This is a genomic window from Clostridium perfringens (genome assembly GCF_016027375.1).
Lineage (GTDB): Bacteria > Bacillota > Clostridia > Clostridiales > Clostridiaceae > Sarcina > Sarcina perfringens.
In genome coordinates this window covers 2,816,301-2,839,168 of sequence record NZ_CP065681.1, presented here as the reverse complement: position 1 = coordinate 2,839,168, position 22,868 = coordinate 2,816,301, and the positions used below count along the sequence as shown (strand labels likewise).

The window sequence follows — 22,868 nt, the reverse complement described above, 5'->3', positions numbered from 1 at the left end:
ACTTAATTCATAACTTTTATTATAAGTGTTAATGATTATAAAAGGACTTGTATAAAAATAACTTTTTATAAAGTCTTTTTATTTTTTTTATTAACATGGACTTAACCTTAGCATAATTTCCTTTTAACATTGAGAAGATAATATAAGAGTGTACTCAATATTAACTGAGATTTTGGAGGGAATTTAAATATGTTTAAAAAGAGATTAATAGCAATTATAGGTACTATATTTATAGGTGCAACAGCCATGGTTGGATGTAATTCTGGAGGAAGCGAAGCAAAATCTACAAATTCAGTTAGTATATCTGGATCAACTTCTGTAGGGCCAGTTATGGAAGCAGAGGCGGAGGCTTTTAAGACTAAGAAACCAGATGTATCTATAGAAATAAATCAAATAGGATCATCAGCAGGTATTAAAAATGCTATGGAGGGAGTTTCAGAAATAGGAATGGCTTCTCGTGACCTTAAGGGAGAAGAAAAACAAGCAGGACTTAAAGAAGTAGAAATAGCTTATGATGGAATAGCTTTAATAACACATAAAAATAATCCAGTGAAGGATTTAACATTAGCTCAAATAAAAGACATATATACAGGAAAAATAACAAATTGGAAAGAACTTGGAGGGAATGATGCTCCAATAGTGGTTGTTTCTAGAGAGGATGGATCTGGAACAAGAGATGCTTTCCAAGAAATAGTGGGATTTAAGGCTGAAGAGTTAACTGTTAATTCTCAGATATCAGATGGATCAGGAAATATCAAGTCCTTAGTTCAAGGTAATGAAAATGCAATAGGATATATATCTTTTAGTTATGTTGATGATAGTGTAAGTGCAGTAAAGGTTGATGGAGTTGAAGCAACACCAGAAAATGTTTTAAATAAATCTTATAAAGTTTCAAGACCTTTCTTAGCAGTCTATAAGGAAGAGAATTTAACAGAATCAGGTAAGAGTTTTATAGATTTCATATTAAGTGAGGAAGGGCAAGACATAGTAGCTAAAGAACACTTAATAAAAGTAAAATAGTTCGCTTATATATTTAATATACATTTAATCCTAAGAATAGATTATTTATATTCTTAGGATTTTTTTATTAGATTTTTTTACATAGATTTAACATAGAAATAATATTAACTTAACCTAAGAGAAATAAGATTAATCTTGTAAGCGAAACAAAAATATAAAATTAAATAAAAATAAATTATTAGATTTTAAAATGTATATTAAATTTATATAAGCGGAGGAAAAAATGAATAGGAGAAGAGTAGTAATTGCATTAAGCAGTATTTTAGCAATGGGCTTTTTATTAACAGGATGTGGTGGAGGATCAAGAGCTAATATAATAAAAATTTCAGGCTCAAGTTCAGTAGGACCATTAGTAGAGGCTGAAGCAGAAGTTTTTAAAAAGGAGATGCCAGATATTACTGTTGAGGTAAATCAATTAGGATCATCAGCAGGAATAAAAGATGCTATAAATGGAACTGTAGAGATAGGAATTTCTTCAAGAGATTTAAAGGAAAAGGAATTAGAATCTGGAATTAAAGAAAAACCTATTGCCTATGATGGTATGTCAGTAATAATTAACAATGAAAATCCAGTGCAAAATCTTACAATGGAGCAGATTAGGGATATATATACAGGTAAAATAACAAACTGGAAAGAGGTTGGTGGAGAAGATACTCCAATAGTATTAGTTTCAAGGGAAGATGGATCAGGAACAAGAGATGCCTTCCAAGAAATTGTTGGATTCAATTCAGAAGAAATAAGTCCACAGGCTCAGATTTCAGATGGTTCTGGAAGTATTAAAACAATGGTAGCAGGAAATAAGAATGCAATAGGATATATATCCTTTAGTTATGTAGATGATTCAGTGCACGCTGTTAGTATTGATGGAGTAAAGCCTACAGCTGAAAATGTACAAAATAAAAAGTACAAGCTATCAAGACCATTTTTATTAGTATATAAAGAGGAAAATTTAAATGAAAATTCAAAGAAATTTATAGATTTCATAATGAGTAAAGAAGGACAAGAAATAGTTGAAGAAGATGGATTAATAAGTGTAACTTAATACTTATTTATTAAAGAGAATTAATTTAAGAAAAATGTCAAAGATATATTTATTGGAGATTAATTTAAGGTGGAGGTAAATATGGAAGCTAAAAGTCAGAATAATAAGAGTAAATATTTCATAGAAAGCTTAACTGAAAAGATATTTTTAATTAGTGCCTCAGTAGCTGTAATAAGTTTACTTTTAATAATAGGATTTGTTTTTTATAAGGGATTAAGACCCTTCATAATAGAAGGATATTCTTTCTGGGATTTCATATTTGGTACACAATGGATACCAAGTGCAAATAAATATGGAATATTACCTATGATTGTGGCTTCTTTAGGTGCTACAATAGGAGCTTTATTAATAGGTGTTCCTGTGGGAATATTAACATCAATATTCATAGCAGAGATAGCACCAAAGAAAATAGCAAAAATTATGTCAGGAGCAGTAGAACTTTTAGCTGGAATCCCTTCTGTTTTATATGGAGTATTTGGATTAGCAATAATAGTTCCTACAATACAAGAGGTATTTAATTTACCTAAAGGACAAAGTTTGCTAGCTGTAATAATAGTATTAGCAATAATGATGTTACCGACGGTAATAACAGTATCAGAGACTGCTATAAGAGCTGTACCTAATGCATATAAAGAAGGATCATTAGCCTTAGGAGCATCAAAAACTGAAACAATATTTAAAGTTATTGTACCAGCGGCTAAATCAGGAATAATGACAGGGGTAGTATTAGGAATAGGTAGAGCAATTGGAGAAACAATGGCAGTTATATTAGTAGCGGGAAATACACCTGTTATTCCAAGTTCTATAATGGATAGTGTAAGACCTCTTACAACTAATATAGCCTTAGAAATGGGGTATGCATTTGGAACTCACCAAGAAATGCTATTTGCAACAGGGGTAGTATTATTTACATTCATATTAATACTAAACTTAGTACTTAGTAAACTTTCTAACAAGGGCGGTAAATAAATATGAGAAAAGTTAAAGATAATATATTAAATGGGTTAGTTTGGTTATCAGCCATCTTTACAATAGGAATTCTTGTAATTATTTTAGGATTCATATTTATAAAGGGCATAGGAAAAATAAATTTAACATTCTTAACAAGTAATTATTCAGCTGGTGGCGGTGGTGGAATATTGCCAATGATAGTAACAACCTTATGGACTGTTTTACTTTCCTTAGCAGTGGCTACTCCCATAGGAGTTTTGGGAGCTGTATATTTACAAGAATATGCTAAACAAGGAAAGATGGTTAAGTTTATAAGATTTGCTACTGAAAGTTTAGCAGGTATTCCTTCAATTGTTTATGGATTATTTGGAGGTATATTCTTTGTAGTAGCTTTAAAAATGGGGTATTCAATTTTAGCAGGTTCATTAACAGTATCAATAATAATTTTACCTGTAATAATTAGAACTACAGAAGAAGCTTTAAAAACTGTGCCGGAATCATATAGAGAAGCATCCTTAGGATTAGGTGCTACAAAGTTTCAAACTTTATATAAAGTAATATTACCAAGTGCAATGCCTGGAATACTTTCAGGAGTAATATTATCAATAGGACGTATAATAGGGGAATCAGCAGCTATATTACTTACTGCTGGAACTGTTGCACAAATGCCAAAAGGAATTTTTTCAAGTGCAAGAACACTTACAGTTCAAGCTTACCTTGTAACAAAGGAAAAAGGAGATATAGAAACAGCAGCGGCAGTTGGAATAGTTCTTATAGTTATAATACTAGCATTAAATATTTCAGCTAAGTTAATAGCTAAAAAATTTAATAAGGCAAACTATTAATTTAAGGTGGTATTAAGATGAGTGATAAGAAAACAAAAATTCAAGTAAGAGATTTAGATTTATTTTATGCAAGTAATCATGCGTTAAAGAAAATTAATATAGATATAAAAGAAAATGAAGTTACAGCACTAATTGGTCCTTCAGGATGTGGTAAATCAACTTTCCTTCGTACTTTAAATAGAATGAATGATTTGATTCCTATAGTTAGAATTGAAGGAGAAATACAGGTCGATGGAAAAGATATATACAAAGACGATGATGTTATAGCACTTCGTACTAAAGTAGGGATGGTATTTCAAAAGCCTAATCTTTTCCCAATGAGTATATATGACAATGTTGCTTATGGACCAAGAGTACATGGAATAAAAGATAAAAAGGTTTTAGATAAGATTGTAGAAGAGAGTTTAAGAGATGCTGCTATTTGGGATGAGGTTAAGAATAGATTAAAATCTTCTGCCTTAGGTCTTTCAGGAGGGCAGCAACAAAGAATATGTATTGCTAGGGCTATAGCTATGAATCCAGAAATAATTCTTATGGATGAGCCAACATCAGCTTTAGACCCAATATCAACATTAAAAGTAGAAGAGCTTATAAGAAAGCTTGAGGATAAATATACTATAGTAATAGTAACACATAATATGCAGCAGGCGGCGCGTATATCAGATAAAACAGCATTCTTCTTAAATGGAGAGCTTGTAGAGTTTAGTGATACTAATACAATCTTTACAAATCCAAGAGATAAGAGAACAGAAGATTATATAACAGGAAGATTTGGCTAAAATTATAAGGGGTGATTAGAGTAAATGAGTATAGATGATTTAAGAATAAGTATAAAAGAATTAAAATCTGAAACTAAAGAAATGATGGAATTATGTGAAGTAGCCATAGAAAAATCAGTGGATTCAATAGTTAATAAGGATTTAGATCTAGCTAGAGAAGTTATAAAAATGGATGATGATATAGATAACTTAAGAAATAAAATAATTGAAAAATCTATTGAACTTACTGCTTTAAAGCAGCCTATGGCTAAAGACTTAAGAAATGTATATGCTTTATCAACTATAGCTATGGAACTTGAGAGAGTAGGAGATTATTCAGTAAATATAGCTATGGAAACAATAAAAATAGATAATGAAGAGCATATTACAGGAATGGTAGGCATACCTAAAATGAAATCAGTTTGTTTAAATATGCTAAATGCTGCAAAAAATGCATTAGATAGTAATGAAACAAAGTTAGCTTATGATGCCGCCTTAGAGGATAATATAGTTGATGATTTATATAATGATGTTTATGTAAATTTATTAGCTGCAATGCATAAAGACTCTAATAATATAAATCAAGGGGTTAAATTAATATTTGTTGCTAGATATTTAGAGAGAATAGGTGATCATATAACTAATGTTTGTGAGAATATAGTCTATGCCATAAAAGGTGATATGACTGAACTAGGATAATAACATAAAATATAAATAAGATAAAATTTAGCTTATTAGGTCTGACTTAATTAGTATAATAATTTAAAGATATATCTATAAGTGGTATATCTTTTTTTGTTTTCAATATTGTGATAAGCTATAAAATAGGGTAGTGTTTTGGGTAAAGGAGGGACAAGAATGACAAATAAAAAAGTCCTAATAGTAGATGATGAGGAACATATTAGAGAACTTATAAAATTTAATTTAAAAAAAGAGGGATATGATACAGAAGTTGCTGTTAATGGAACTGAAGCTCTAAAGCTTATAAGAGAAATTAAGTTTGATTTAATACTTTTAGATTTAATGCTTCCAGAAATAGATGGCTTAGAAGTATGTAAAGAAATTAGAAGAAATGAAGAAACTTCAGATATTCCAGTAATGATGATTACAGCAAAGGGGGAAGAGTTTGATAAAGTATTAGGCTTAGAACTTGGAGCAGATGATTATATAACAAAGCCATTTTCAATAAGAGAACTTATGGCTAGAGTAAAAGCTTTACTTAGAAGAAGTAATGTTAAAAAAGAAGAAAATATAATTAAATTTGGTGATGTAGTAGTTAATTTTAAAACAAGAGAAGTAACAAAAGGAACTCAAAATGTAGAATTAACATTAAAGGAGTTTGAATTATTAAAGCTTCTTATAAAGAATAAGGGCAATATATTAACTAGAGAACTTTTGCTTGATAAAATTTGGGGATATGAATACATAGGTGAAACAAGAACAGTAGATGTTCATATTAGACATTTACGCAAAAAGATTGAAAGTGATGATAAAAATCCTCAATATATTCAAACTATAAGAGGAGTTGGATATAAGTTTACAAGCAATGAATAATTACAATGTAAAGGATAAACTTATAATTACTTATTAAAGTAGTATATTAAAAAATAAATTGCATATATGAAGAGCAACTTATAGGTGTAGTAAATTTAGAGCAAAAATAAGAAAAAAATAAAACCACTCAGATAATGGCAGAAATCTGAGTGGTTTATTAGCAATGAGAGTCAAATAGTAAATTTATATACATTATTTGTCAAGTTATAAACTTCCTTTAAATCCTTACCAGAAAGCAAGTGATTCATTATTATTTCTTTTGAACTATCATAAAGTTCAAAGATTTCTTGGGCTTTTTTCTCTTCTTCATATACCTTCCAATATCCACAAAGGAGGCATTTGCTCTTAGTACATTCCATAAAGCATTCTACATCCTTAACCGGAATTCCTAGAAAAATACCTAATTCATGAGGACAATGGAATGAATCATATCTATTAACTAAATGAGTTAATATTTCATCAATGCTCATAGTTAATCTATAGTCTAGTTTTTCTAAAAAATCCATGGAAGATTTTTTATATACAGTATTCATTAAATTTATTTCATCATAAATTAATACTACCTTAGAATTTACAGTTTCTCTAAGCAATATGTGCTTTAAATTAAGATCTTTTAAGAAATCTTCACCATACATATCCCAAAGCTTATATAAATTATGACCTTGCTTTGAAAGAGTAATGGTGGAAGAAGGCTTAATCCCTGTTATTACAGGAGAAATTAAATATGATATAAAGGATCTCATATATTTTTCGTTGTTAAGAGTTTCTAAGAGATTAAGGAAATCATTATTCATTTCAGCTTCTTCCACCTTTCTTTCAAATAAATTTTAAAGTGCTTTACCAGCAGCTTTACAATTTTCTATGTCTTCTCCTTCTGGAGTATTATTAACTATTAATGTATTTACTACATTTGCACCGTAGCCTTCCATTCTATCTTTCCAAGTATCCATCCATTCACCAGTTCCCCAGTCATATGAACCGAATAATAAAGTTGGTTTTCCAGATACAAGTCCTGAAATTTCTTCAACAAATGGATCCATTTCGCCTTCTTCAATAGTTTCACATCCCATAGCCGGAGAACCTAAAGCTAATACATCACATCCTTCTACATCTAGAGTAGATGCATCAGAAACATTTAAAAGTTTTACTTCTAATCCGTTTTCTTTAGCTCCTTCAGCTATTAAGTTAGCCATAGCTTCTGTATTACCAGAACCTGACCAAAAAATAATATTTAATTTTTTCATATATATCACCTCGTAAATTTAATTCTTATTATTAATGAAAATCAATTTCAATTAGTTTATGTCATTATAATACAATAGTAAGATAATAATGTCAATAGTAAATGATAATAATTTTCAATAAGTGGTGAAAATTTTTTTATGAAAAAGAATAAAGAGAAATAAAGTGTATATATTTCTTTGAAAATTAAAGGTATGGGAAATTTATAATAGATTTTTGAGGGGATTAAGGAACATAGAAAATATTTAACTTAAATTAGAGAAAATAAATACAAGTAAAATTTATTAATAGATTTAAATAAGAAAAAGAGCAGTATCAAATATTAATGATAAAACTTATAAACAGTATAAATAGAATAGAGTTATAAGTTTTATTAAAAAATATTTTGACACATGCCCTTAAATATTATTTTTTATTATTTTAATTTAAATGAACTCTTTAATGAAACTATTCTGTTGAATACTAAATTATCATCACTTGTGAAATTAGGATCAACATTGAAGTATCCATGTCTAAATAATTGATATTTATCTTGAGGTTTAGCATCTTTAGCACTTGGCTCAATGAATCCCTTACATATAGTTAATGAGTTAGGATTTATTTGCTCAAGGAAGTGCTTTCCTTCATTTTCTTCACAATCATCTAAGATTAATGGTTCATATAATCTAAATTCAGCAGGAATACAGTTATTAGCATCAACCCAGTGGATTGTTCCTTTAACTTTTCTTCCAGTAAATCCAGTTCCACTCTTAGTTTCTGGGTCATAAGTACAGTGAATTTCTGTAACTTCACCATTTTCATCTTTTATTACTTCGTTACATTTTACAAAATAAGCACCTTTTAATCTTACTTCGTTTCCTGGGAATAATCTGAAATATTTCTTTGGAGGATTTTCCATGAAATCTTCTCTTTCAATATAAACTTCTCTTGAGAATGTAACAGCTCTTTTACCAGCTGATTCATCCTTTGGATTATTTTCTATTTCAAGAATTTCTGATTCTCCCTCAGGATAGTTTGTTATAACTAATTTAAGTGGATTTATAACAGCCATAGCTCTTGGAGCAGTTTCTTGAAGGTCTTCTCTTATGAAATGCTCAAGCATTTGAGAATCAACAGTAGAATCTGCCTTAGCAACTCCTATAGCTTTACAGAAGTTTCTTATTGACTTAGGAGTATAACCTCTTCTTCTAAGTCCAGCAACAGTAGGCATTCTTGGGTCATCCCAACCATCAACTATGCCTTCATCAACTAATTGCTTTAACTTTCTTTTACTCATAACAGTGTTTGTGATATTAAGTCTTGCAAACTCAATTTGTCTTGGAACACTTTCCATTTCACATTCTTTAACGAACCAATCATATAATGGTCTGTGATCAGCAAATTCTAAAGTACAAATAGAGTGAGTTATTCCTTCAATAGCATCTTCTAATGGATGAGCAAAGTCATACATAGGGTAGATACACCATTTATCACCTGTATTATGGTGACTAGCATGAGCAATTCTATAAATTATAGGATCTCTAAAGTTTATGTTAGGTGAGCTCATATCTATTTTAGCTCTTAAAACTTTTGAACCGTCCTCAAATTCACCTTTTCTCATTCTTTCAAATAGATCTAAGTTTTCTTCAATTGATCTATTTCTATATGGACTTTCCTTACCAGGCTCAGTAAGAGTACCTCTATATTCTTTTATTTCTTCTGGAGTTAAATCACAAACATAAGCTTTACCTTTTTTAATTAAAAGTAGAGCTCTTTTATACATTTCATCAAAGTAGTTTGATGCAAAATGTAATTCGCTCCAGTTATAACCTAACCAATGAACATCTTCTTTAATAGATTCAACGTATTCAGTATCCTCTTTAGTTGGATTTGTATCATCAAATCTTAGGTTAGTTCTTCCGTTAAACTCTTTTCCTAATTCAAAGTTTAAAACTATAGACTTTGCATGACCTATATGTAAATATCCATTAGGTTCAGGTGGAAAACGAGTTATTATTGTATCATGTTTTTTGCTATCTAAATCATCTATTATTATATTTCTTATAAAGTTTGATGAGTGCTCAGCATTTGACATTGTTTATCATCCCTTTTCTCTCATTTTTATATACTCATAAATATATCATAAAAAGCAAAATCTATCCATAATATATTAAAAAAATGAGTATATAGTTTTTAATAAAATTATATTTAATTATGTATAAAAATCATAAGTTAGATTGCTCTATATAATATTTCCAAATAAGATTATTTTTATGAAATAGAAATGAAAAAAGTTCTGCAAAGTGCAGAACTTTTAATTTATGAATAAACTTGCGTTAATTATCAATTATCTATTCATTTTTTGAGCTTTTCTTGCTTTTCTGCAAGCTGGGCATCTAACTGGATCGTTTTCAAATCCTTTTTCTTTGAAGAATTCTTGTTCTCCTACAGTGAATATGAATTCTTTTCCACAGTCTTTACAAACTAAATTTTTATCTTCCATTTCTTTTACCTCCTGTAAAATTTACTAGGTACGTTTGAGATCTATACTATAAAACTAATAAAATAAATTTTACAGGACAGAAATAAAGTACATATCTACTAAATTTTATTTTATATATTGATTATATCATATAGAAAAAAGAATACAATACTTTTTACTTCAAATATTTAAATTTCTGACGCTTAAAATAAGCTAGTGTATATATGATTATAGGGCATATAAACAGCACTATTAGAAGTATGTATTGATAGTATCTTAATAGTATAAAAAGGGTATAGGCATTCTTAGCAGCTAAGTAAGAAAAGGCATATACTATTACTGAAATTAATGCTATAAAATTACGTTTATATTTTACCCTATCTTTCCAAATTGTATACAATGAAAAAATAGTTATTAAATATTTTACAACCCAAGAAAGAGTAGAAGAAATCATTACAAAAACATTTCCATTCTCTACAAAACCACCAAAATAAATTCTTTGAGTTTGAACAAATTGAGGATAAAAAACATTTGCAGACCTCAAAGAACCTAGGGTTGATATTAGTATAACAACACACAAAGCACAAAATATAGATGTTAAAAGTATTGTGTTTATTGAGATTTTTTTTAAGTTTTTCTTATCATCTATTCTTGGAAGAATAGGTAAAACTATAGCTAAGCTTGATAAGGAGCCTAATTGAGTTAAAGCACAAAGAATATATTCTGAAATTCTTCTATCCTTAAATATAGGAAGAAGAAGTGTGTAATCTATATATCTAATGTTTAATAATGCTAATAATAAATTAATTGCAAGTACAATGCTTACGCAAACTATACATATTATAAGTATGCTATTAAATCTATTTTTACCTATTAAAAATACAGTTATTATGAAAAACAATAAACAATACCATATTGGACTTTGAGCAAAAATATTAACGTTTATAGAAGATGAGATTACAGAAGCTGATTCTATGCACATTAAGACTAAAGTAAGTGAAAATATTAATATATAAATATTTCCTAAGGGTTTACCAAGAACTATATAGCAAGTTTCTTTAAAGTCATAATATTCTATCTTTGAGATTACACTAAAAATAAAGGAAGTTACAAAGAAAAATATAATTCCAGAGATTATAGTGAAAATCCAAGTATCTCTTCCACCTATTTTTATAAATAAGGATGTATAGTTAACCAAAGATGTACTTATGGCAGCAATGATAAAAAATATAAAATGTCTTGCAGTTAGCTTTCCCAAAGACATCACCTCATTTCTTTTATAATTTCAAATTTTAGTATTCTCAAAAAAATGAATATTAAACATAATACTAGCGGATAATATTTTTGGGTGATAAATGAATGCAAAAACAATTAGATTTCTTAAAAGACAAATTAAAAGATAGTTTTGATGTTAAGTATAGGGAGGTGGATACAGCTTTAGGACCGGCCACAATTGTTTTTATGGATGTTTTATGTTCTACTCAGTTCATAAGTGAGTACATAGTAAAACCATTAACCTTAGTTAAGGATGGAATAAAAGATGAAAATGATATTATGACTAAGGTTATAGATATAAACATAACAAATTGGTCAAAGGATAAAAATGATACATTACTTCATGTATTATCAGGGGATGTAGTAATAATCTTTGATAAGTTTGATAAGGTAATTTATTGCGAAACAAAGGGTTATACAAGAAGAGGTGTTGGAATTCCAATAACAGAAGCAGTAATAAAGGGACCTAGAGAAGGTTTTAATGAGGCCTTTGTGGATAATGTTACATTATTAAGAAGAAGGATAAAAAATCATAATTTAAAATTTGAGCCTTTATATGTAGGGGAAGATACTCAAACTGTAGTATGCATATCTTATATAAAAAATAAAGCTCCAAAGGAATTAATTGATGAAATCAGAGAAAAAATAAAAAATTTAGATTATAAGTTTATATTAGATACTAATTATATTGAGGCTAAACTTAGAGAAGATAGAACTTTATTTGATACTATTGGATATACAGAAAAAGCAGATGAGGTAGCAGCAAAACTATTAGAAGGAAGGGTTGCAATAATAGTAGATGGAACTCCTTTTGTTCTTACAGTACCTTTCTTTTTTATAGAAAATTTTCAAACACCAGATGATTATTATTTAAATAGGTATTTTACTAGTTTTACTAGAATTTTAAGATGGATAGCATTTTTTATTGCTATGTTTTTACCAGGAATATATGTTGCATTAGTTACTCATCATTTTTCGGTTTTACCTAGTTTATTTGTCTTTAGACTAGCAGTTGCTAGGGCTGGGGTTCCATTTCCTATAGTAGCAGAGGTAATAATAATGATGTTATTATTCCAAATAATAAAAGAAGCAGGTTTAAGATTGCCTCAACCTATAGGAACATCTATGAGTTTAGTATCAGGACTTATTTTAGGAGAGGCTGCTGTGGGAGCTGGTATTGCTTCAAGAATAACTATTGTAGTAGTTGCCTTAAGTGCCGTTTGTTATTTCTTAATTCCTAAGCTTTATGGTGCAGTATCGATTTGGAGTATAGGAATAGTAATTACAGCTGCCTTTTTTGGAATTCCTGGTGTGATTTTAATAAGCGTTGTATTATTATCTCACTTAGCACATTTAAGAAGTTGTGAATATCAATACTTATTCCCACTAGGAACTTTAAATAGATATAAATTTAAAGACATTATTATGAGAGGAAGATTAGACGAAATATCAAAAGATATAGTCGGTAAGGATGGTAAAAATGAACCTAAAGAAAGTTATAGCTAGTTTACTAAGCATAATAATTATGTCAACCATGCTTATTGGTTGCTATAATTATAAGGATATAAATAGAGTTACATTTGTAACAAGCTTAATATTTGATGAAAATGAAGTGGGAAATATAGATATATATTTAGATTGTGTAAAACCTTATAGAAGTTCAAATGAAAGTTCTGATAAAGGAAGAAGAGTATTATATAAAGGTACTGGAAAAACAGTTTTAGAAGCTATTAAGGATATAAATATGTATTCTAGTAGTAAGTTAGACTTTACTCAATGCAAGGGATATATATTTACAGAGAAGGCCGCTAAAAATGGTATAAGAAAGTACATAGATATTATAAATAAAAATCAAGAATTCATGATTAGACCTTATATGTTTGTTTTATTTGGTTCTCCAGAAGAACTTTTAAATGATGTAACTGTTGATGAAGAATATTTAGGTGTTTTTATTGATGATTTAGTTCAAAGGATGAATAAAAGTCCTAGAGTTATAGCTATTGATGCTAATGATTATTTAGAGCTTAGAACTAATTATGGAAACCTACTAGTTTTAGGAGCATTAAGTATAAGAGATGATATGGAAGAAAAAAGATTAGAGTTAAGCGGAGGAGCCTTGCTAAAAAATGAGGTCTTAGTGAGAAGAATAACTGCAGAGGAAGGTATGAGCTATAATCTTTTAATGGGAGATTTAAAAAGAGGAACTCTAGAAGTTATGAACCCTCAAGACCCTAATACTTTTATAACATTAGATATATCTAATGCAAAAACAAAGACATCAATAAGTTATGATGGAGAAAATATAACTCTTTATAAGGATATAAAAGTTAAATGTTTAATTGGGGAATCACAATCAAGACTCATTGTGGATGAAAAACTTTTAAATCTTTTAGAGTTAGAAGAAGAGGCAGTAATAAAACAATACTTAGAACTTTTCTTTGAAAGCTTTAAAGAGAGTGATATAGACATTGTTAATGTTGGTAATCTTTTTTATAGAAAATATCCAGATGAGGTATTAGAAAAGGATCCTATAAGTATTACAAATTTAAAGATTAATGTTGATGTTGAAATTGATGGCACAACAATTACAGGAAATACACTTTAAATAAGTCTATATTTTAAGTATAAATTGCTTTTAATATGCAGATTAAGAGCTGATTTAATAAATAGTTTCTTAAATTATAAATACAATCAATTTAAAAAAGCCTATGGAATATAATGTTCTATGGGCTTTAATTTTATGCTATATTTTATTTAAGGTATAAGGGCAATAATATTTATTAAAGAAGAGGGTTATTATGAATGAGAATAAACTGAGAAGATTAATAAAGAAAAATGAATATGAAAAATTAGATTTTAAATTAAAGATAGAGCTTTTTACAGAAAGTGTGAAAAAAGAACTTGCAAAGGATATATGTGCTATAGCTAATTCTAGAGGGGGAAGAGGTTATATAATAATAGGAGTTGAGGATAAAACAAAGAAAATAGTTGGTGTGGATGCTGATTATATTACTGAAGAAAGAGTTCAACAAATAGTTGCCTCAAGGATTGAACCGCCTGTTCCAATAAGTTTAGAGGAATGTTTTTTAGATGGAAAAAGATTATTGGTAATAGTAATATTTAATAGCTATCAAAAGCCTTATCAAATCAGGGAAAATGGAGCCTTTTATATAAGAAGAGGGTCAACTACAGATATTATGAGAAAACAAGAGCTTTTATCAGAATTTCAAAAAGGTATAAGCTTTAATTTGGAGACATGCCCCATAGTAAATAGTAATATAGACTTTTTAAATGAGGAATTAGTAAGAAGATATTTTTATCTAAAGGGTATTAAAATATCTAAGGAAAATAGAGAGTTTTTACTTAGTAGTAGCAATATAATTCATAAAAATAATATCTCTGGGAAATCAATGTGTACACTAGGTGGATTATTAGTTTTTTCAGATGTAAATAGTATTTATATACCACATAATATGATAAAAATAAGAAATTTATTAGGTGGAGAACAAACTTTTATAATAAGAGGAAATATTTTAGACATGATGAAAAGCATGGAGAAAAAATTAAGAGAAATAGTACCTAATGAATATCCTGTAGCCTTAATAATTGATACTATAAGAAATATTTTGATATACAGAGATTACTCTCAATATAATAAGATTGTTGAGGTGGTCTTAGGAAAGAAAGAATTAACAGTATATTGTCCAGGAGAAATTGTAAAAAGATATAGAGATGGACGTATAGGATATATAAAGAGAAATATGTGGATATATGAAAAAATAATAAGCTTAGACAGTAGAGATGGGGAAATGAATTACAATTTAGGGGGAAAAGAAGTAAAGGAGAGCTTTACTAATAAGGTGAAAGTTATAACAGTTAATGAAGAAAATATAACTAAATTTATATTTAATAAATATAGAACAATAGGTTAATATTTTGAGGGTATTAGGAATATTATATATAAAGTAAGTTTTTACCTGATAAAATATTATTAAGGGGTGGTAAAGATGATTCAATTATTCTTTAACCAAAGAGGCGCTGGAAAGAGCAAAAATTTAGTTAAACTAGCTAATGAAGAAATTGAAAAGTCTAAAGGAAGTATTATTTTTATTGATAATGATAATAAAAGAATGCTTCAGTTAAATAAAAAGGTTAGACTTATACCTATGGACAATTATTGTGTAAAGAGTTATGATCAATTTTATGGATTTTTACAAGGGATAATTTCTAGAGATTATGATGTAGAAAGTATATATATTGATAGCATAGCAAATATTTTGGATGATATAAAATTAGAGGATTTAGAAAATTATTTGAAAAAAATAGAACTTATGAGCAGAGAACTTAATGTAAACGTATTTGTAACTATTCATGGAGATGTGAGAGTAATGCCTGAAAATATCAAGAAATATGTGGCTTAAGCTTTAGCTAGTTTAGAAAATAAATTGTTTTATATAGATTTATGTAGTATTTATGATATTTAATACTATGGGTATAATAAGAACTATAATTAAAAGTTATGGTTCTTATTTTTTTATATATTTTTAGTGAGCCTTGGTTTGGGCTAGTTATTTAGATTTGTATAATTAAAAAAATAGCTTTTTTTTAAAATCAATTGAGAATTAATATAATAAAGGATATACTATATACTATATGATTGCTAAATATAGCACCAGCAAGTAAGCTGGATTAGAATTTTTTTGGAGGGATAAACAAATGGCTAATGTATTAGATACGTTAATGGAACGTGGGTACATAAAACAGTTTACTCATGAAGCTGAAACAAGAGAACTTTTAGAGAAGGAAAAAGTTACTTTTTATATAGGATTTGACCCAACAGCTGATAGTTTACATGTAGGACACTTCATTGCAATGATGTTTATGGCTCATATGCAAAAGGCTGGACATAGACCAATAGCTTTAATTGGTGGAGGTACAGCTACAATTGGAGATCCAAGTGGTAAGACTGATATGAGAAAGATGATGACAAATGAGACTATAGCTCATAATGTTGCTTGTATCAAAAAGCAAATGGAGAAATTCATAGATTTTTCAGATGATAAAGCTATACTTGTTAACAATGCTGATTGGTTATTAAACCAAAACTATGTTGAATTCTTAAGAGAGGTTGGAGTTCACTTCTCAGTTAACAGAATGCTTTCAGCAGAATGTTTTAAACAAAGACTTGAAAGAGGTCTTTCATTCTTAGAATTTAACTACATGTTAATGCAAGGATATGACTTCTATGTTTTAAATAAAAAATACAACTGTAAAATGGAGCTAGGTGGAGATGACCAATGGTCAAACATGATAGCTGGTGTTGAACTTGTAAGAAAGAAATCACAAGAGAGTGCATATGCTATGACTTGTACATTATTAACTAACTCAGAAGGACAAAAAATGGGTAAAACAGTTAATGGTGCATTATGGTTAGATCCAGAGAAAACTTCTCCATACGAGTTCTACCAATACTGGAGAAATGTTAATGATGCAGATGTTGAAAAATGCTTAAAACTATTAACATTTATTCCAATGGATGAAGTTAGAAGACTTTCAAGTTTAGAAGGTTCTCAAATAAATGAAGCTAAAAAAGTTTTAGCATTTGAGGTAACTAAACTTGTACATGGTGAAGAGGAAGCTACAAAAGCTCAACAAGCTGCTGAAGCTTTATTTGGAAAAGGTGGAGACATGAGTAATGTTCCAACTTATGAAATGGGAAAAGATAAGTTAGGTGCTGAACTTTTAGATATTTTAGTTGAAGCTGAAATAGTTCCATCAAAAGCTGAAGGAAAAAGACTTGTTAAGCAAGGTGGATTATCATTAAATGGAGAAAAAGTTGCTGATTTTAAAAAGACATTAGAAGAAGCTGACTTTGAAAATGGTGAAGTTTTAATTAAAAGAGGTAAGAAAAACTACAATAAAATAGTTTTAGCATAATTCTTTTTTAGAAGAGTGTATTAGAATATATTAGCTAATTATTATTAGTGGTAATATATTCTATTTACACTCTTTTATTTATATGTGATTTTAATTAGATATTTACACTTAATTTAATCTAGTTATTTATCAAATAATAATATATAAATCCAGAGGGTTACAATTAATTAAGAAGTAAATTTAAAAACTTTGAGTATTGAAATTACAAAGTTGAATTTAATGAAAATGTGTTTTTTATAAATTGTATTTTAAAAGTATTTCTACCACTTTGAAACTTGTATATATAATTAATAAAAGTGTATAATAAATTACTGACAAAATGTAGATTAGTTTAGATGATTTATTTTATTTACTAAAGAAAATATTTTCTCTAATAATTACATGTAAGATTAAATAGATATATGAAAGGTGATGAAATATGGCGTTATATGCTATCTCTGATTTGCATTTAGCACTTAATACAGATAAACCAATGGATATCTTTGGTGAGAAGTGGCGTAATCATCATGAGAAGATAAAAGAAAATTGGAATAATAAAATTACAGAGGAAGATACTGTTTTAATAGCAGGGGATATTTCTTGGTCAATGAAATCAGATGAAAGTAAAGATGATTTAGATTGGATAGACGCACTTCCAGGTAAAAAGATAATAATTAAAGGGAATCATGATTATTGGTGGGGAAGTATTTCTAAATTGAATAAAATGTATGAAAATACAAAGTTCATACAAAATAATTTTTTTACATATAAAGATTGGGCTATATGTGGAAGCAGAGGGTGGATTTGTGAAGGTTCTGATAAATTCACACAAAAGGATAAAAAGATTTTTGATAGGGAACAGATAAGATTAAGATTATCTTTAGAAGAAGCTAAAAAGGCAGGATATGAAAAGATAATATGCATGGTACATTATCCACCTACAAATGAGAAATTTGAGGATTCAGCCTTTATCAATATATTTAAAGAGTTTGGTGTTGATAAGGTTATTTATGGTCATCTTCATGGTATGGCACTTAAGGGCAAAGTATTAAATGAAGAGAGAGATGGAATAGAGTATAAGCTTACAAGCTGTGATTTTATAAATTTTGATCCAATAAAAATCTTAGATTAAGACACTGTTTCATGTAAAATTAAGATTTTGAAATATTTAGTTTTAATACTTTTTTTGGTATAATGAGCGAGGAGAGTTAAATAAATCTCTCTAAGAGAGTTAGGAAATAGGTGGTTCTATGGCTATACAAAATTGGAAAGACTTTTTAACTCCTTATGATCAAGCAGTAAGTGAATTAAAGGTAAAGTTAAGAAGTATTAGAAAAGAATTTAGAAGAAAAAATGAATATTCTCCAATCGAGTTTGTAACTGGAAGGGTGAAAGAGGTATCTAGTATATTAGAAAAGGCAAATAAATATAGTATTCCTGTAGATAGAATCCAATATGAGATGGAGGATATTGCAGGTATAAGAATAATGTGCCAATTTGTTGATGATATAGATACTGTTGTCAATATTATAAGGAATAGAAAAGATATGCAAGTTCTTTATGAAAAGGACTATGTTAGCAATGTAAAACCAAGTGGCTATAGAAGCTATCATGTGGTTATAAGATATCCTATAAATATGGCAGATGGACAAAAAGATATACTTGCTGAATTTCAAATAAGAACTTTAGCAATGAATTTCTGGGCTACAATAGAACATTCTTTAAATTATAAGTATAAAAAGAATCTGCCAAAGGACATACAATTTAAATTAAAACGTGCAGCTGATGCAGCATTTACTTTAGATGAAGAAATGCTTGAAATAAAAGATGAAATAAAGGATGCTCAAACTTTATTTGAGGTTAAATCAGATATTATAAGTACTATAATGAATAGTATATTAAATCTTATTTCAATAGGAAAAGTGGCTGAGGCTTCTAGATATCAAATAAGTTTAAATAAACTTATTGAAGAGGGAGAAGTTTGGGAACTTAATAATTTATTAAGAGCTGTCCAAAGAGACATAGATAAGTATAATATATAATATTTAAATAAAAGTAGTTTTTAATGCCACCTTATTTAAAGGTGGTATTTTTATTTTTAAACTTTATTTTAAGTGAAAGTTGATTTTTATATAAATATTTAGAGGGAAATTAATTTGGTAAAGAATTTTTATTGTTTATTTTAAAATTTTGTTTTATGTCTTTATATTTAATAATAATTGTTATATAATAATAAATGTAATTTAGAAAGTTGATAGAATTACTCAACTTTAACGGAGCAACACATTATTTGAGTTTTAAAATGATTGAGCATTTATTGAGAGAAAAATAAAATTGAGGATGTGTAATTTATGAATGCTATGGATAATTTAGAATTAAAAAAGATTAAGGAAAATCCTTTATATATAAGAGAAATAGAAAATCCATCAGAGGAGATGCAGCTAGAGGCTATTAAGAAAAATCCATTTACAATTCAATATGTTGAAAACCAATGTGAAAAATGTAAAGAGGAAGCTGTAAGAAGAAATCCAACCACTATAGAGTATGTTAAAAATCCATCAGAGGAAATATGCATATTAGCAGTAAAATCTCTATGGAATGCCTTAAAGCTTATTAAGGAACCTTCAGAAAAGGTGGTTGAAGAGGCTGTTAAAACTAAGGGGTGGGCTATACAATTTGTGAAAAATCCTTCAGAAAAGTTAAAACAAATAGCTGTTTCTAAGGATTATGATGCAATAAAATATATAGAAGATCCATCACCAGAAGTTCAGCTTATAGCTGTTAAAAATCATTGGTCAGCAATTAAATTTATAAAAAATCCTACTTTAGAAGCAATGAGAACTTCAGTTAAGGAAGATGCTGAGGCAATAAACTTCTTACCAAACTATACTTATGAAGATTTAGAAACTTTTATAGGAGACAATATAAATGTTGTTAAATATCTTTATGAAAGTATAGATGTTGATATGGTTGTTGATATACTTACAAAAAAAGTTGCAGAAGAGAATGTAGATGAAAGCTATCTTTTAGATTTTATCGATTTAGAAGTCTTAGAGATGAACAAAGTAGAATTTATCAAAGAATATGGAAGTAAAAGAGCAAAGATAATATTAGTTGATAGTATGTTATCAATATAAAAATAGAGATTTAAAAATATAAAATATAGATTAGTTGAGAAAATATTTTAGATTTTTCACAAGAGAGTTTATAAGGTAAGTTTCACGGAGAGATTTATAGAAAGAAGGGACACTAAAGTGGATTTTAAAGAAGCGTTAAGTACAGTTAATTTAGTTCTTATGACAGGAGAAGTACCTCTTTTAATAGGAGAAAGTGGTATAGGAAAAACTTCTTTAGCAAAGGAACTTAGTAGAATAAATAATTATCATTTGGTTACTATAGATGGAAATCTTCTTAAGGAAGGAGAAATAGGTGGTCTTCCAATGGTAGAGAAGAAAGAAATCCTATTTAAAGGAGATTTAGTAAAAAAAAGCGTAACAAAATATGCTACACATGTAAAACTTATGGAAATTGATGATCATATTGAAAAGGGAGAAAAAGTTCTTTTATTTATTGATGAATTAAATAGATGTGAGCATGCAGTGCAACAAGAACTTATGAACCTTATATTAAATAGAGAGATAAATGGATATAAGTTAAATGAGGATGTATATATATTAGCAGCTATGAATCCATCAAATAAATATGATAACTATGAAGATAGTGATTATCAGGTTATTGAAATGGATCCAGCCCAAGAAGATAGATTTGTTTGGATAGATATTAGTTCAAATCTTAAAGAGTGGATGAGTTGGGCAATGGGAGATGGAAATATCCATGAACATATAATAGAATTTTTATCAACATTCCCTGAATATTTCCATACTCCTAATTCACTAGAAACAATAAAAGCTACTCCAAGAAGTTGGGAGAGGGTTTCTAAGGCTTATAGAGTGTATTTATCAAATAAGAAGAACTTTTCTAAGGAAATATTATATAATGCTTTAAAGGGAAATGTAGGCTCAACAATAGCACAAGAATTTATAGCATATATAAGTAATCTTAATAAACCTATTATTTCTAATGAAGAAATTTTCGAAAGTGATGTTTTAGGATTTAATATTAGAGAGAGAATAATGAGTGAAAATCATTCAAGAATGTATATAATAGCTAAGAGTGCTTTATATTATCTTGAGGGATTAAAGGATTATAATAAAGAATTAGAAGTGTTCTCAGATTTATTATCTTGTTATCCTAAGGATTTAAGACTAGGAATAATGAAGGAAATAAAAAGCGATCACTCAGAAGAATTATATAGAAATTTATTAAATGAGGATAAGTTCTTAGAAGCATTCTTTGAGATATATAGCTAGGTGGTGAAATCTTATGGATTTTGAAAGAACTAGGAGGAAACTTCTTAATATAGCAATGGAAGCTGAAGAGGAGAATAAGCCTTTAACAGATGATTTTAAGAGAGAATTTTGGAGTTTAATAGAGAAGGTAATAATCTCCCTTTATGATAAAGAAAATTCATTTTTTGGTCAGTTTTTAATTCATGTAAAGAGAGAAATAAGAACTGATATTAAATGGCCTATAGCCACTAAACCAGAAATGGGATATTTCACAATGGTATTTAACCCAAGAATAATATTAGAATGTGATTTAAAAGAGGTTCAGGCTCTTTTAAAGCATGAAGTATATCATATAATGATGTCTCATTATGCTAGAGAAAAGGCTTTAAGTAGAAAATATTCAAAACTTGCTGTTAGTATAGCTATGGATATAGCCATAAATCAGTATATAAAGAATTTACCTCCATATAGTAAAAGACTAGATTATGTGAATTTAGAATATAATCTAGAATTAAAACCAGATATGCCTATGGAAAAATATGCAGAAGAAATTCAAAAGGCAATTGAAAGAAGAAAAAAATATGGTATTACTGGTGATGATAAAAATGCTGGTGATTTAGTAAGCCAAGAAAAATCCCATGAAGTATGGGAAGAGGTTTCTATAAGCTTAGATAGTTTAGAGGGAACAACTAAGAAAACAGCCATAAATGCGTATAAGGGCAAGGCTCCTAAGGATTTAGAAAAAATAATCTTACTAATGAAAGAAAAACCAGAGATAAAGTGGAGTGAATTTTTAAAGGATATAATTCCTACAACAAGAGGAAGTTATAGAAAAACTATAACAAGAAAAGATAGACGTCTTCCAGAAAGATTAGACCTTAGAGGTAAATTGCCAAATTCTATTCCAAAAATATTAATAGCAATAGATGTTTCAGCATCCATCTCTGATAAAGAGTTTGAAAATATAATAATAGAAGTTTTAGGTATAGTAAGAAATAAAAATGCTGAAATAAAAGTTATTGAATGTGATGATGAAATAAGAAGAGTGTATGATTTAAAAGGAATAAAAGACATAAAGCCAAGAAGTAAGAAAAATGGTTCAACAAGATTTTCTCCAGTATTTAGATATATAAAAGAAAATAATATGAGAAATCATATTCTTGTATATTTTACAGATGGGGTTGGAGAAAAAGATTTAGAAGTTAAGCCTATAAATTATAGAACTCTTTGGGTTTTAACAGGCAAGGAACAATTAAGTTTAAATAAATCTTTTGGAACTGTTAAACATTTAGAAAAAGAAAAAGGGGATGGATATACCCTTATGGATGGCTTACAAGATATGAAGGATAATCTTCATGATTGGGCCAGATAAAGTAATAATATAGCACATGTTGATTTAATTGAAAATCAATATGTGCTATATTGTTTTTATATGGTTTATTAATTATAAAAAAA

22 protein-coding genes are annotated in these 22,868 nt (G+C 28.3%); 17 read left to right on the top strand and 5 right to left on the bottom strand.

Going from position 1 to position 22,868, the window contains the following annotated elements; genetic code table 11:
- The first annotated feature begins 189 nt into the window (after window positions 1–189).
- The 7 genes from I6G60_RS13290 (at window position 190) to I6G60_RS13260 (ending at window position 6,170) form a co-directional block, all read left to right on the top strand.
- The gene (locus tag I6G60_RS13290; protein ID WP_003460571.1) at window positions 190–1,020 is read left to right on the top strand and encodes a phosphate ABC transporter substrate-binding protein; all 831 of its coding nucleotides are present in this window, start codon (window positions 190–192) and stop codon (window positions 1,018–1,020) included.
- A 223-nt stretch (window positions 1,021–1,243) separates the two neighbouring features.
- A complete protein-coding gene (locus I6G60_RS13285) occupies window positions 1,244–2,062 on the top strand; it encodes a phosphate ABC transporter substrate-binding protein (RefSeq protein WP_011590282.1) in 819 nt (272 codons plus the stop codon).
- Between the two features lie 81 nt (window positions 2,063–2,143).
- Window positions 2,144–3,031 carry a phosphate ABC transporter permease subunit PstC gene (pstC, locus tag I6G60_RS13280; RefSeq protein ID WP_003453504.1) on the top strand — a complete coding sequence of 296 codons (888 nt, stop codon included), beginning with the start codon at window positions 2,144–2,146 and terminating at the stop codon, window positions 3,029–3,031.
- Between the two features lie 2 nt (window positions 3,032–3,033).
- On the top strand, window positions 3,034–3,858 hold the full coding sequence (gene pstA / locus I6G60_RS13275; RefSeq protein WP_003460575.1) for a phosphate ABC transporter permease PstA: 825 nt from the start codon (window positions 3,034–3,036) through the stop codon (window positions 3,856–3,858).
- A 17-nt stretch (window positions 3,859–3,875) separates the two neighbouring features.
- A complete protein-coding gene (gene pstB / locus I6G60_RS13270) occupies window positions 3,876–4,637 on the top strand; it encodes a phosphate ABC transporter ATP-binding protein PstB (protein WP_003453508.1) in 762 nt (253 codons plus the stop codon).
- A gap of 24 nt (window positions 4,638–4,661) precedes the next feature.
- Complete coding sequence (gene phoU / locus I6G60_RS13265; RefSeq protein WP_078233388.1) at window positions 4,662–5,315, top strand: phosphate signaling complex protein PhoU; 654 nt, start codon at window positions 4,662–4,664, stop codon at window positions 5,313–5,315.
- 159 nt (window positions 5,316–5,474) lie between these two features.
- Entirely contained in the window at window positions 5,475–6,170 is a 696-nt protein-coding gene (locus I6G60_RS13260; RefSeq protein WP_011590283.1) for a response regulator transcription factor, read from the top strand.
- Window positions 6,171–6,340: 170 nt separating this feature from the next.
- On the opposite strand, the gene I6G60_RS13255 is transcribed toward I6G60_RS13260, so the two are convergent.
- The 5 genes from I6G60_RS13255 to I6G60_RS13235 all read right to left on the bottom strand — a co-directional run bounded on the left by I6G60_RS13255 (window position 6,341) and on the right by I6G60_RS13235 (window position 11,137).
- Window positions 6,341–6,964, bottom strand: coding sequence for a DUF3793 family protein (locus tag I6G60_RS13255; protein ID WP_003464415.1), 624 nt, complete (start codon window positions 6,962–6,964; stop codon window positions 6,341–6,343).
- 33 nt (window positions 6,965–6,997) lie between these two features.
- The gene (locus I6G60_RS13250) at window positions 6,998–7,414 is read right to left on the bottom strand and encodes a flavodoxin (RefSeq protein ID WP_003480361.1); all 417 of its coding nucleotides are present in this window, start codon (window positions 7,412–7,414) and stop codon (window positions 6,998–7,000) included.
- 413 nt (window positions 7,415–7,827) lie between these two features.
- Window positions 7,828–9,486: a glutamine--tRNA ligase/YqeY domain fusion protein gene (locus tag I6G60_RS13245; RefSeq protein WP_003476932.1), complete on the bottom strand. Its 1,659-nt coding sequence runs from the start codon at window positions 9,484–9,486 to the stop codon at window positions 7,828–7,830.
- Window positions 9,487–9,738: 252 nt separating this feature from the next.
- Entirely contained in the window at window positions 9,739–9,894 is a 156-nt protein-coding gene (locus tag I6G60_RS13240) for a zinc-ribbon domain-containing protein (RefSeq protein ID WP_111744058.1), read from the bottom strand.
- Window positions 9,895–10,048: 154 nt separating this feature from the next.
- Complete coding sequence (locus I6G60_RS13235) at window positions 10,049–11,137, bottom strand: GerAB/ArcD/ProY family transporter (protein WP_223932425.1); 1,089 nt, start codon at window positions 11,135–11,137, stop codon at window positions 10,049–10,051.
- Between the two features lie 95 nt (window positions 11,138–11,232).
- Here I6G60_RS13235 and I6G60_RS13230 point away from each other — a divergent pair, with 95 nt between their 5' ends.
- The 10 genes from I6G60_RS13230 to I6G60_RS13185 all read left to right on the top strand — a co-directional run bounded on the left by I6G60_RS13230 (window position 11,233) and on the right by I6G60_RS13185 (window position 22,785).
- The gene (locus tag I6G60_RS13230; RefSeq protein WP_078233390.1) at window positions 11,233–12,654 is read left to right on the top strand and encodes a spore germination protein; all 1,422 of its coding nucleotides are present in this window, start codon (window positions 11,233–11,235) and stop codon (window positions 12,652–12,654) included.
- On the top strand, window positions 12,629–13,753 hold the full coding sequence (locus tag I6G60_RS13225; protein ID WP_003460753.1) for a Ger(x)C family spore germination protein: 1,125 nt from the start codon (window positions 12,629–12,631) through the stop codon (window positions 13,751–13,753). The genes I6G60_RS13230 and I6G60_RS13225 overlap by 26 nt, the downstream gene beginning before the upstream one ends.
- 193 nt (window positions 13,754–13,946) lie before the next feature.
- Window positions 13,947–15,080 (top strand): AlbA family DNA-binding domain-containing protein, encoded by a 1,134-nt coding sequence (locus I6G60_RS13220; protein WP_011009948.1) that lies wholly within the window; start codon window positions 13,947–13,949, stop codon window positions 15,078–15,080.
- A gap of 75 nt (window positions 15,081–15,155) precedes the next feature.
- The gene (locus I6G60_RS13215) at window positions 15,156–15,569 is read left to right on the top strand and encodes an ATP-binding protein (RefSeq protein ID WP_003468443.1); all 414 of its coding nucleotides are present in this window, start codon (window positions 15,156–15,158) and stop codon (window positions 15,567–15,569) included.
- A 295-nt stretch (window positions 15,570–15,864) separates the two neighbouring features.
- Complete coding sequence (gene tyrS, locus I6G60_RS13210) at window positions 15,865–17,085, top strand: tyrosine--tRNA ligase (RefSeq protein WP_003460750.1); 1,221 nt, start codon at window positions 15,865–15,867, stop codon at window positions 17,083–17,085.
- A 418-nt stretch (window positions 17,086–17,503) separates the two neighbouring features.
- A complete protein-coding gene (locus I6G60_RS13205; protein WP_003452988.1) occupies window positions 17,504–18,196 on the top strand; it encodes a metallophosphoesterase in 693 nt (230 codons plus the stop codon).
- A 118-nt stretch (window positions 18,197–18,314) separates the two neighbouring features.
- Complete coding sequence (locus I6G60_RS13200) at window positions 18,315–19,106, top strand: GTP pyrophosphokinase (RefSeq protein ID WP_003460748.1); 792 nt, start codon at window positions 18,315–18,317, stop codon at window positions 19,104–19,106.
- 309 nt (window positions 19,107–19,415) lie between these two features.
- Window positions 19,416–20,201 (top strand): hypothetical protein, encoded by a 786-nt coding sequence (locus I6G60_RS13195; RefSeq protein WP_003461483.1) that lies wholly within the window; start codon window positions 19,416–19,418, stop codon window positions 20,199–20,201.
- A 117-nt stretch (window positions 20,202–20,318) separates the two neighbouring features.
- Window positions 20,319–21,434: an AAA family ATPase gene (locus I6G60_RS13190; RefSeq protein ID WP_003457055.1), complete on the top strand. Its 1,116-nt coding sequence runs from the start codon at window positions 20,319–20,321 to the stop codon at window positions 21,432–21,434.
- A 13-nt stretch (window positions 21,435–21,447) separates the two neighbouring features.
- Window positions 21,448–22,785, top strand: coding sequence for a vWA domain-containing protein (locus I6G60_RS13185; RefSeq protein ID WP_060669738.1), 1,338 nt, complete (start codon window positions 21,448–21,450; stop codon window positions 22,783–22,785).
- The last annotated feature ends 83 nt before the right edge of the window (window positions 22,786–22,868 follow it).